Source organism: Mycobacterium simiae (assembly GCF_010727605.1).
Taxonomy (GTDB): domain Bacteria; phylum Actinomycetota; class Actinomycetes; order Mycobacteriales; family Mycobacteriaceae; genus Mycobacterium; species Mycobacterium simiae.
On record NZ_AP022568.1, the window covers coordinates 5,221,981 to 5,234,199 of the forward strand.

The following is a 12,219-nucleotide window of genomic DNA, read 5'->3' on the forward strand; positions in this document are numbered from 1 at the left end:
CGGGATGGGCGACGCGGTGATGGTGGCGGCTGTGGTGGGAACGCCTCTGTGGGGTGGGGGGGTGTCGGGTGGGTATTGAGATTCCGCCGGAGTTGCAGTGGGTTGCGTATTTGACGGGTCAGCAGTGGCCTCAGGGTGATGAGACGGCGATGTTTGCTCTTGCTGGGGATTGGAATGGTGCGGGCGAGCAGTTGTCGGATGTGGTGTCGGGGTTGGAGCAGGCTCAGTCGCAGGTGTCGTCGTCGTTGACGGGTCAGACGGCGAATGCGGTGGCGGGGCAGTTTGAGTCGTTGTTGTCGGGGGATTCGTCGGTGTCGTCGGTGGCGGGGTCGATGACGTCGTTGGGGAATTTGGCGGAGCAGACCGGGACGCAGATTCAGTACACGAAGTTGCAGATTTTGAGTTCGTTGGCGATCGCGGCGTATGAGATCGCGACGGCGTTGTGGGAGGCGGATTTTACGTTTGGTGCGTCGTTGGCGTGGATTCCGGCGATTGAGGCGATCACGGTGGCCGCGGTGCGGGAGTTGGTCGAGGAGTTGTGGGATCGGATCGCGGCGTTGTTGTCGCAGGTGGTGACTAAGGAGGGGTTGGCAGCCTTGGGTAAGGCTGCGTTGGTGCAGGCGGGGCATTTGCTGCCTGGTATTGCCGAGTCGGTGGCCGAGGGGGTGGTCCAGGGTGTGGTGCAGGATCTGTTGATTCAGGACTTTCAGATAGTGGAGGGGGTGCGTAACGGTCTTGATGTGCAGCAGACCCTCGATATTGCTGCTAGTGGGCTTGTGGGTGGGGTGGTGGGTCCGGTTGTGCATCATGGGTTGGCTCATGTGGTGGGGCAATCGAGCAGCATTGTGGGGAAGGCGCTGAGCGGGGTGGGCACCCATTTCGGGGTGGGGGTGGTCGCCAATGTCGCGGGGACGGTGGCCACGGGGGGCAGTGTGGATGCGGCCGATATTTTTGGGGGGGCGGCCGGGGGAGCGCCGTCGGGAGGAATCCGCAGCTTCGAACACGGCGGGGCTCATGGCGCAGGGGATGACGAGGCCCACCCGGTGGCGGTGCCCGACACCAAGCCCACCACCCCCCACACCGACACAGCTGCTGACACCCACTCCGACGCCGGGGGTGGTGGGGGGTCGGGTGATCCGCTATTCCAACCACCGCCAGACGAGCAGGCCCCGTCGAACACCTCGAACACCTCCGACGAGGGCGCTGGCGCTGATCCTGCTGGGGCGCAGGGAATTTCGACTGAAACCACCGGGGCCGGCTCACTAGCGCAGACCAATACCACCCCGACCGCCAAGGGCCCAACACCGGCGGGCACGGCATCACCCAACGGTGCCGGGTCGTCCGCGCGTGGGGAGGTATCGGCTGAGACTGGCGGGTCGGCGGCCGGTGCCGGGTCGGGCTCGCAGCGTGATCTGTCGGCTGTCGGCGGTACCTCGGTGGCTGGTGCTGGACACGATGCCGGTGGTAGTAGCGGGGTGTCGTCGGGTGTGGCTGATGCGGGTGGTAGTAGCGGGGTGTCGAAGTCGGCGTCCTCAACGGTGGGTGGGGGAGAGAACACCTCCACCTTTACTCATGGTGTGGGGCAGGGCAGTGTGGGGCAGTCCTCGGGTTCGGGTGCTGACGGGGCGGCAACGGCTGCGGTATCCAAGTCGGCGGCGGGGGGGTCGGCAGCCGGTTCGGCAGGGGCGGCGGCCAGCGCGTCGGTGGCCAACTCCTCCGACCATTCGGCGACAGTTTCGTCATCGGCATCGTCGGGTCATGGGTCGACAACCGGGTCGGCGCCGTCACAAGCATCACGATTCGCCAACCATCCCGCGGCCACTCCGACCGCGAAGTCTGGTGCGGCCGAATCGTTTACTCATAACGCATCCCAAGCCGGGGCCAATCCGACTGGGAATCAGCAGTCTCAGGCCGCTGCTGCGCTGGGCTCGACCGGCGCAGACTCCTCGACCACCACGTCGTCGGTGGCGGCCGGACCGGCGGGCGCGGTGGCTGATACGCCGCCACCGGCCCCGGTCGATCGTGGGGCTGGCACACCTGATGCGGGTGTGGGGATCGTGTCGACACCGGGTTCTGATCAGGGGGATGCCGCGTCCACGCCCCCCGCTCAGCTTTCCCTCGAGCATGCGGCTTCGCCGGCCGGCTCCGATGAGTTGGCCACTGCCAGCGGGGAGCAAGCCGCAGGCCTGCCGCGAAGTGTGGAGTCAGACAGTTCGATGCCAGCCACGATGTCCTCGGAGCAGCTGGCTGGTGGTACCTCGCTGGCCGCCGCGTCGGGGGCTGCTGTGCCGGCCTCGACCAGTCCGGGGGGCGTCGAGGGTTCCCCGGTGTCTGACGGTGCCCAGCAGCGCGAGGAGCACCTCGATACAGCGATGGCGGTGCCGGATTCGCAGCTGAGCGCGCCGCGGGGCAGCGGTTCGGTTTCCCCGGAGGACCCCGGCGCGGTGAGTGGCCCGAGTGTGGCTGCCGGCGAGGGGGATTCGGAAATACCCAGTGTTCGGGGTCCGGCCGCGTCGTCGGATTCGGCGACACCGGACGGTGATACGCGGGTGTCGGGGTCGGTGTCCGACAGTGCGGGTGGTGGGTCGCGGACGACGCCGACGGACAAGCCCAGTGGTTCGTCGGCGGCTACCGCCGGTGCCGGGCGGTCCTCGCGGTCGGAGCCGACGGTGGTGGCGCGGTCCGCTCAGGGGCCGGTGGCGGGGGCGGGTAAGGCGTCGTCGGAGGGTGGTGGGGGGTCCCACGCGGTTCGCGGGTCCACGACCAAACACATCGGAAACGACACCGAGCTGGTCGATACCGGGGACGGCCCCACCAGGTCCGCAGCAGGCGCCGCGGCCGGGACTGACCACGCTGAACCATCAACCACCACTGTTAAACCCCCGCACGACAGTGCGAACGGCGATGACGTACACCCGTTCCCCGGCAACGACAGTCATCGATCAACCGAGGGGTCATCGACTGCTGGCGACCACGACCACGACCACGACCAGCACGACCAAGACAGCCAGGGGCACCAGGGCGGCCATGATCCGGTCGAGCGATCCGACACCGCACAGCCCGACCCTGATCCCCCCACCCCCCACCCCCACCCCACCGAGCGAACGGCCCGGGGGGGAGTAATAGTGGAGCGGACGGCGGAGACAGCCGACTCGCACGACAAAGACGGTCGACCAGAGAACTCGCATTCCGCGCCCGATCGTATAGATGCGGACCACGGCGGCCACGTTGCTGATCCGGAAAAGGTCGTTACTCTTCCGGACGGTTCGCCTCACGAGAGCCGGGTGGGGTCCAGGAGGGCTCTGCGCGACTCACCAACCGACGACTTGCCCGCACCGGGTGCTCACGCCTCCGCGGAAGCGGACCGTCGCGCTGATCAGGATCGTCCGGCAGCGCGGGATGCTGGCGGGACAGGGTTAGCTCACACCGACACCAATATCTCTGAAGTGGCCGATTGGCTGAGCGAGGTCAACCGCCTGGCGGCTGCGGCGAATGAAGACGGGCGTGAGCTCAATTGTGGACAAACCGCGATTGCGGTGTTCGACCGCTTGGCGGGCCGGCCGACCTTTCGCACCGCCGGTCTGGTCACCGACCTGAATGAAGGCGGAGTCACGCGCAGTGACTTGGAGGCGGCCACCGGGTTGACCGCTCACCGCGCCACGCTTGACGGGATCGCCGAGTTGCTCCGAAGGCAGGGACCTGGCGCGCACACGATCGTGCACGTCGAGCGTCGGGCAAGCGATCACACGGCGGCGTCAGCGCACGTATTCAATGCCTTCTACGACGGCCGGGACGTTCATGCGATCGACGGCCAGGACGGATCGATCAGGTCGTGGCCACCAAACTATGACGAGGGCGAACACCGGGCCAGCGAATGGACGGTTTTTACCAGCGACGGGCGATTGCCGGATACCGCAGGACACGATGCCGACAGCGAAGTGCGCGAGGGGCCACCGGCGGGCATGCGGAATCCGATGGCAAGTCTGCGGAGCCGCACCGGCGCCGGGGCGCTACTACGCAGCCTCCGCGATCAGGCCGAGGTGGTGCGACAAGCGCGGCAGCGTTCGGGTCGGCAGGCGCTTGCCGAGGACCGGTTCGGTCCGGATCCGTTCGGATTGCGCGACCTTGCCGCCCCGCCGCCTCAACTGGACGGGGTGCGGCTCACCGACGTCCCGACTGAGGAGCTTGGGAATTATTTCCGCGCGTTGGACATGGCTGGGATCGAGGGCGATACGCGCTGGCAGCCAAAAGAGATCTGGTCGGAACGGCGCAACACACCCTCGGATTGGTGGTGGCCTGAAGATCGGCCCAGTAATGCCAAACCGCTGCCGGCATTGCCCGAAACTCTCGAAGCGCCAAAGGTTTTCCATACCATCTGGCTGGGCGGGCCGGTGACCGATGGTCGGCCCGCAACTGATCAGCTGCGCCGCAACTTGGAGGCACTTAGCGTCAAGGCGCAAACCGAGGGAATGCGGGTCGTTTTGTGGACCGACGTCTCCCGTGACCAATTCGGTCGAGGCACCAGCCACGAAGCTTCCATGCTTGGGTGGGCGCGCCAACATCGCATCACTTTGCTCAATCCCGACGAGGTGTTTCACTCCGGCGAGCCGATGAGCCTGGCCGCGGAATACAAGCTGGAGACGTCGAAGGGAACCGCTGTCGGTTACACCGCGGCCAGTGACATTTTGCGGATGGAGGTGCTGCACCGGTTCGGCGGCAGCTACACCGATCACGACAACACCGTGCACCGCGTCGACGGCCTACGCAGCCTGCTTGGGGCGCCCGGTTTCGCCATAAACGCCGAGTCAGTCAACAACTCGGCCCTGTTCGCGGCCCGCAAGCATCCTTTCGTCAAGCATTACCTGGAAACGGTGGCTAACAACTATGGGTTGCGGCAAGACGAACTGGCGCCCGACGTACACACCGCCGGCAATTCACGGGCAGACCATCAGGCCCACTATGTGGGTCACCTGTACGCGCGGCGGCGTTCGGTCATGGAGCGCACCGGCCCGGTCAACCTGCGCACCGTCGTTGAGGATCTCGGTTTCCCGGAACTCCGGATGCCGCGAATCCCGACGGAGTGGGTACAAGACGGATATGCGAATACCTGGCTGCGCACCGCGCCCAGGCTTGTTCCGTCGGAGCAGACGGTGGCCGTGCTGCAGCACGCCATCAGCGGCCTAGTGTGGGACCTGCGTAATCGACGCGGTGACCTCAACCTGGCTGCGGTGGCCCCGCTCGTCGAAGGCCTGCATGATCCCGCCGCCGGCTGGCAGGCGGTGGTCGGCTTCATCCACAGCGTGCCGCAGCTACGCATGCAGGTGCAGATGGTGACTCATGCCCATCTCGAGTACAAAGACGCGGTGACTCATCTCCATGAGCTCGACTTGCCTCCCGCTGTGCGAGGCATGCTTGGGCTTCCTGCGCACGGACACGCCGAAGACGTTCCCGGGGTGTGGCGGAGAGCGGCGTTCGGGGCGCAAATCCAATCCGGTGACTGGTCGTATCTGACCGTGGACTTCGACACCCGGCAACGCAGCCTGGGCGACGCCACGCCCGACATGCGTGCCTTGGCCGAACACCTTCGCAACCTGGCGAATTCGCCCGACTGGCGCGATGTGGAGGTGTGGGTCGAAGGTGGTGGTAACCGCAGTGGTAGTGATGCGGGCCTGGACAGGGCAGCCTGGGTACGCCAGCAGCTGATGGATCACGCGGGGGATGCGCAAACCACCTGGCATGAACCGATTGACCGCGGCAGGAACGCGACCGCCGCACCGGTGACGCGGGGCGTCGACAACCGCCGCCAGGTCATGGTCTGGTGGAAGGTCAAGCCGACGCCCTCGCCATTCGACGAGCAGCTGTCTGAAATATCGTTCGGCGCGCGCCCCGAAACGCCCGACATGGAGCTCCCGGTTCCGGAAGAGCAACAACAGCACCCGGCTCAGCGCGGCGAGACCAGGGCTGGGCGTGCCGGGTCGGCCTCGCAGAGTCACGGGAGCCCGCACTCGCCAGGGGGCGCGATGCCCGAGCCGACGGCGGAGACAGCCGACCCACACGTAGGAGACCCGCACGACCACAACGGTCGACCGGAAAACGCTGCTGCTGAAAATCTCGCGTCGATGACCGAGGGGGATGGGGTGTCGGGGGGCTCGCGAGATGCTGTCGGGGCGAGTGATTCGCGGGTGGGGGGTGAGTTGGGCGAGGGGTCGCCTGAGCGGGATGCGGGGCCGTTGCGGTTGCGGGGTGGGGCGGGTGAGCAGGACGTGGATGGCAGTGGTTTGGAGTCGTTGCCTAGTGCTCAAATGGATCCTTCGGTTGACCTGCGGGATGTCACCGGTTTGGTCGACGGGGCTGCGGTGCATTTCCGGACCGATGACGACCCACTGTTTCGCGACGACACCCGCGATCCTGCAGATGTTTTCGAGTCAGGGTTTGCGCCTTTGGATCCAACCAACAATCCGCACTTTCCCACCGCTGGCCGCCTCGACGAGCCGCACTGGTCGGATTCCGACGACGATGACGACCTGAGCCCGACAAACACCCCTCAGGCGCGGCCGGTCAGCCTTGATCCACCCCAGACACCGGACGACATCGGTGCCGGCAACCAAGATAAACCTGACCTTCACACCGACGATGCGCTGCCCGACCACGATGCGGCGCCGCTGCGACCCACGGGTGGCGTGGGTGATGAAGACATCGACGACCACGATTCAGGCGCTCACCAGGACTTCTCGAATCGCTTTGCCGCCGTAGGCGCCTCAGTGCGATCGCATGAGCCGCCCGTCAGTGGTGCGGGGTCCCGTGCGGGTCGGGGGTCCACGACCGAGCACCTCGGTGATGACATCGAGGCGGTCGGTGCCGGGGACGGTGCCACCAGGTCCATGGCGGGCGCTGCGGCGGCTGGGACTGACCATGTGCAGCGAGCAACCACCACTGTTAAACCGCCGCACGACAGTGCGAACGGTGTTAAACCGCCGCGCGACAGCGTGAACGGCGATGACGTACACCCGTTCTCCGGCAACGACAGTCATCGATCAACCAAGGAGTCATCGACTGCTGGCGACCACGACCACGACCACGACAGCCAAGACAGCCAAGACAGCCAAGACAGCCAAGACAGCCAGGGCCACCAGGGCAGCCATCATGGTCCGGTCGAGCGATCCGACACCGCACAGCGGGTGGGTGGTGGCGGCGAGCCGGATTCGGAGTGGGTGGAGCAAGGTGACTCTGGTGTGGATTCTCACCGGGGGGCTTTAGCGGGGCAGGGTAGCGGGGTTGGTTTGCCGGTGGCGCGGGCGGTCCATGACGACGACGGGTCTCACCAGTTCTTCGATCGGGGGGCTTTAGCACCGCACAGCAAGAAAAGTGATTCTCTTGTTGAGTCTGATTCGGTGGCTTCTGCGGGTGGGTGGCGGGGGGTGAGGACGCCGTTTGATCAGTGGCAGCGGTTGGTGCGGGCTGATCCTGAGCGCGCTGCGGCGGTGTTGGCCGATGCCTCAAAGATGTTGGAGGCCACCGGTATCGGGGGGGAATGGGTTCAGCGGGCTTATGGCGGGCTTAGCGAGGGTGAGCGTCGGCTCAATACCCGGGCGTTGGCTCAGGTGTTGGTCCACCGAGTGCTCACCGGCCAGTCCTATCCCGGCGGTAAAGGAGGCGCCCGAGACCAACACGGCGACCACGACGATGCCGAGAACCCCGACCACGAACCCGGACCCAGTGGTCACGGCGACGACCACGAACCCGGACCCAGTGATCACGGCGACGACCACGAACCCGGACCTAGTAGTCACGGCGATGCACCCGGCCATGTCGAGTTCGGAGACTTCACGGTCTCCAAAAAAGGCGAGATCAAATTCCGGTTACGCAACCGGACTCATTACGTGGGAGTCCCTACGGACTACGCCAACGCAACGGTGCGGGCGCGGATTGTTGAGCATCATGACGTTGCGGTCGTTACGGTCTTTGACTCTGCGGGGAATCAGATAGGTCGATCTGTCACTATCAATCCCACCAGCGGCAGGACCCACCACACCACCCGTGATCCAAACAACCGAGTGTTAACGGTCAACGACAACGGCGTGGTCGGAATCTCGTTGAACGCACAGAATCATCAACTGATTGTCGGTAACACAAGGGCCCGCACCCGGGTGCGGGTGCGGATTGTTGAGCATGATCATGACGTTAGGGTCGTGACGGTTTTTGACTCTGAGGGAAAGCAGATAAATCAGCCTGTCACTATCGATCTCAACAGCGACATACGCAGCCACACCACCGGTCCGACCCGCGATCGAAGCAACCGGGAGTTAACGGTCAACCCCCAAGGCGTGATCTCAGTCTCGTTGAACGGAATAGGTCATCAAGTGGGTCTCGGTATAGACCACGCCGGCACCCGGGTGCGGGTGCGGATTGATAACCATGATCATGGCGTTAGGGTCGTGACGGTTTTTGACTCTAAGGGAAAGCAGATAAATGAATCTGTCACTATCGATCCCAAGAGCGGCAAGACCAGCCACAGCACTCGTCCGCGAGGGGGCGGTCCGGTGGGTGATGGCCGCGGTGGCGCGGTGGGTGAGGGCTCGGATGTGGTGGTGGGTGAGGGCTCGGATGTGGTGGTGGGTGAGGGTTCTGGTGTGAAGCGGGAGCGGCCGGGGTCGCCGCTTGTGGAGCCGGTGGCGGGGGTGGGTGCGTGGCATGAGCAGCCGCTGGATCAGTCCCGGACAGGGTTTCAGCGTCTACTCCCATGGCATGGCGATTTGACCGGTGATACGACCCAGTGGGAACCACCGCGTTTTGATGTGGATAACCAGTTGATTGTTCATCATCGGATGGAGCCGATCCCGTGGTTGGATGACGTGTTTCCGCTGCGGGATCTTGATGATCCGTTGGGGCGGGTCCATCGTGATTTTGCTGATGTCGACGGGTCAGTTCATCCGCGTGTGCAGGTGCAAAGTGTGCAACTGGGTTTCTCCGTTCGCGAGACGCAGCAACGACTGCGTGGTCTGCCGGCGGAGGCGGTGGAGGCCTTGCCCGCGGTGGTGCGGGCTGAATTGGAGCGGTTGATCAACAACTCGCGGCGGGGGGCGCCGCCTCCGCCGCCGGGAGTCAGGCGTACCGAGGTGCGCCAGTTGACGGCCGCCGACGTGCAACCCCATGAACAGGTTCTGATAGGCCAGTACGGTTTGTTCGCTACGCCTCAGGTGGGCACCGGGGGCCAGGGACAGATTTTGGGTATGTATTTGGGGGCGTTGCTTCATGGACCGGACGACCTAGAGCGAGCAGAGGACCTTCACCCGGGTGCCAGCCAGTACATGATGGATGCCGACGGTGGCTCCAGTCGCCGGGTGTCGTCCTATTCTGCTGATGGGGGCGGTAATAGCACTGCTTTTGCTAATACCGCGGTGTTGCCTTTTAGATCAGGCCAGACCCCTGCCCTGGATCGTGGTCGGGTTAATGCCGCGTTTGTTTCGTTTCGCGTCAACCTCACCGATAACCAGGGCAATCTCACCCATGAATATGTTCCGGTGCTGGTGGGATTTGACAACCTGCGCCCCGGGGACCAGGTGATTGTCAACTACGGTAACCGGTTCCAACTCGAGCCTTCCGCTCGTGCGCAACGCGCTGCACGGCGTGCAGCCGAGCCGGAACGCAAACGCATCAAAACAGAACACCCCGCCACCGACTCGATGGACACCGACCCCCCACCCCCACCACAGCCCCGACCCCGGCCAGCCCCAGACCCGGCCCCGGCCCCGGCCCCGGCCCCGGTGGCAGGGCCCTCCCACCCTCGGGGCCTCCCGCCGCAAGCACCTGCCGCCTCCTCACACCGACCCCCGCCGCCGTCGGGGGGTGGGCTGTTTCGGCGACCCGCCCCGGCACCGGCACCGGTGGCAGGGCCCTCCCACTCCCGAAACCTCCCCCCAGCACCGCAAACACCGGCCGCCTCCTCACACCGGCCCCCGCCGCCGTCGGGGGGTGGGCTGTTTCGGCGACCCGCCCCGCCACCGGTGACAGGGCCCTCCCACCCCCGAAACCTCCCCCCAGCACCGCAAACACCGGCCGCCTCCTCGCACCGGCCCCCGGCCCCGCCGCCGTCGGGGGGTGGGCTGTTTCGGCGACCCGCCCCGGCACCGCCTCCGGCCGCGGGGCCCTCCCACCCCCGAAACCTCCCACCGCAATCTGCCGCCTCCTCGCACCGGCCCCCGGCCCCGCCGGGGGGTGGGCTGTTTGGGCGACCCGCCCCGGCACCGCCCTCCGTCGCCGACCTCGCCCGACAATTCGCCCAGCCCGGTGGCCCCCCGGCAAACTTCTGGGAGCAACTTGCCCGTCACGCTGTGCAGGGACTGCCCGTCACCGCCGGATACGTCGACCAGCTTGCGGACTCCCTCCGCAGGCATATAGGCTCACACAGGCCCGAAGACCAGCCCGCCGCACTAGCGCGGTACGTTCAGCTCTGGCTGGAACAGGATCGACCAAATCTCCAATTCGAGGCAGTCTTGCGGCGCTTACGCGCCGCGGCCGGAGAGCTGCGCGCCGCCATCCTACGCCAATGAACACCCCCACAAACATCCCTCACGCCATCTCCACGTGAGCAGCCACCCGTCCGTAATTCATCAGATGAAAACGGACTAGTTGACTGGTTACCACCCATAGTTGACAGATACCAGGCACTACCCCACAGGGAAGTGCTTGCCGGCCTATTGGTGTATATGCAACAATAGTCGTCATGAGTGTTTTCCCGATGGAAGAGATCGTGGGTGAGTGCCTCGCGTTCCGCACCCGACTTCTCGGCCGGGCGATGACCGGCCTCTACGACGGCGCCTTGGAGGACCACGGCCTGAGCATCGCTCAGCTCAATCTCTTGGCGGCGCTGGGCAAGGTCGGTCCGTGCTCGCCGGCACGGTTGGGTGAGCTGCTGATGCTGGATCGATCCACGGTCAGCCGCAACCTGAGTCCATTGCGCAAGCAGGGCTGGGTGGGCGCGGTGTCTTCAGATGCCAAGGGGATTCGGGAGATCGAGCTGACGTCGTTGGGCCGCAAAAAGATCCACGCCGTGGTGCCCGCCTGGCGCCGAGCCCAGCAGCAGGCGGCCGCACTGCTTGGGACGCACGGAGTGAATGCGGTCAAGGCGCTGGCCAGCACAGTGGGGGACCTGCCGACCGATTGACAGCCACTCCTCGGACGAGTGGGAGCTTCAACTAACTAAATGTTGTATTTACACCAAAGGAGAATCACATGAAACGCGACTTCACCGATAAGGTCGTGCTGATCACCGGCGCCTCCAAAGGACTCGGCAAGGGCATCGCTTTGGAGTTCGCCAGGCGGGGCGCCGCGGTGGTCCTAGTTGCGCGATCGGCCGGCGCTCTCGAACAGCTCGCGCAGCAGATCCGCCTGCTGGGCGGCGATGCACTGGCGGTGCCGACCGACGTGACGTCGGCGGAGGAAGTCAGCGCGCTGGTGAGTAAAACGATGGACCGATTCGGCAGGATCGACGTGTTGGTCAACAACGCCGGCATCGCCAGAGTCGGTCCCGTGGAGTCTGGCACATTTGCTGAGGACGCCCGACAAACCATGCAGGCCAGCCTGTTTGGTGCGATCAGCTTGACCCAGCAGGTGCTGCCCATCCTGCGTCGGCAGGGCTCGGGCACGGTGGTCAACATGTCATCGGTAATGGGTCGCAAAGCCATCGCTCGCTTTGGCTCCTACGGACTGGTGATGCACGCGATGTCGGGATTCTCCGACGCGCTTCGCCAAGAATTGGCCGGCACGAAGATCAACGTGTCGGTGATCTATCCGGCGTTGACCGCCACCACGCTGCTTGAGGAGGTTGACGAGGCCGACATGCCGCCGGCGTTTCGCTACCTGACTCCGCTGACGGTCGACGAGGTATCCCACGATGTGGTCACCGCTGTTCGCCGCGGTAAGCGCCGCGTCGTGATACCCAGGATCGTCACGTTGCTGCTGGTCACTGAAGCGTTCTCCTCGCGCGTGGCGGACCTCTTCATTACCGGGCTGTCGCGCTACCGCTCGTTTGGCTGGGCGGTTGGACTAAGTCGCGGAAAGACGTACCACCAAAGCATCTCGCCCAGCCCTGCCTCGGAAGAACACCGCCGCTCCCACACCCGCGCTGAATCCGCCTACACGGCAACCCGAGTGGCACCCACGCAATAATCCAGATCAGGCGGGTACGCGGAAAAGCGCCGAGGCGAGGTTCGATCTGTC

At 65.3% G+C, this 12,219-nt stretch carries 3 protein-coding genes; all 3 read left to right on the top strand.

Annotated features, from left to right (window positions below):
- The first annotated feature begins 149 nt into the window (after positions 1–149).
- The 3 genes from G6N33_RS24300 to G6N33_RS24310 all read left to right on the top strand — a co-directional run bounded on the left by G6N33_RS24300 (position 150) and on the right by G6N33_RS24310 (position 12,168).
- Positions 150–10,550: a WXG100-like domain-containing protein gene (locus G6N33_RS24300; RefSeq protein WP_163771674.1), complete on the top strand. Its 10,401-nt coding sequence runs from the start codon at positions 150–152 to the stop codon at positions 10,548–10,550.
- 173 nt (positions 10,551–10,723) lie between these two features.
- Entirely contained in the window at positions 10,724–11,164 is a 441-nt protein-coding gene (locus G6N33_RS24305; protein ID WP_044506201.1) for a MarR family winged helix-turn-helix transcriptional regulator, read from the top strand.
- A 68-nt stretch (positions 11,165–11,232) separates the two neighbouring features.
- Entirely contained in the window at positions 11,233–12,168 is a 936-nt protein-coding gene (locus tag G6N33_RS24310; RefSeq protein WP_049918934.1) for an SDR family NAD(P)-dependent oxidoreductase, read from the top strand.
- The last annotated feature ends 51 nt before the right edge of the window (positions 12,169–12,219 follow it).

What these genes read in the sequence shown, in the direction of transcription:
- G6N33_RS24310 (WP_049918934.1), top strand. Translation starts at nt 11,233, where the DNA reads ATGAAACGCGACTTCACCGATAAGGTCGTGCTGATCACCGGCGCCTCC.
- G6N33_RS24305 (WP_044506201.1), top strand. Translation starts at nt 10,724, where the DNA reads ATGAGTGTTTTCCCGATGGAAGAGATCGTGGGTGAGTGCCTCGCGTTC.
- G6N33_RS24300 (WP_163771674.1), top strand. Translation starts at nt 150, where the DNA reads ATGTTTGCTCTTGCTGGGGATTGGAATGGTGCGGGCGAGCAGTTGTCG.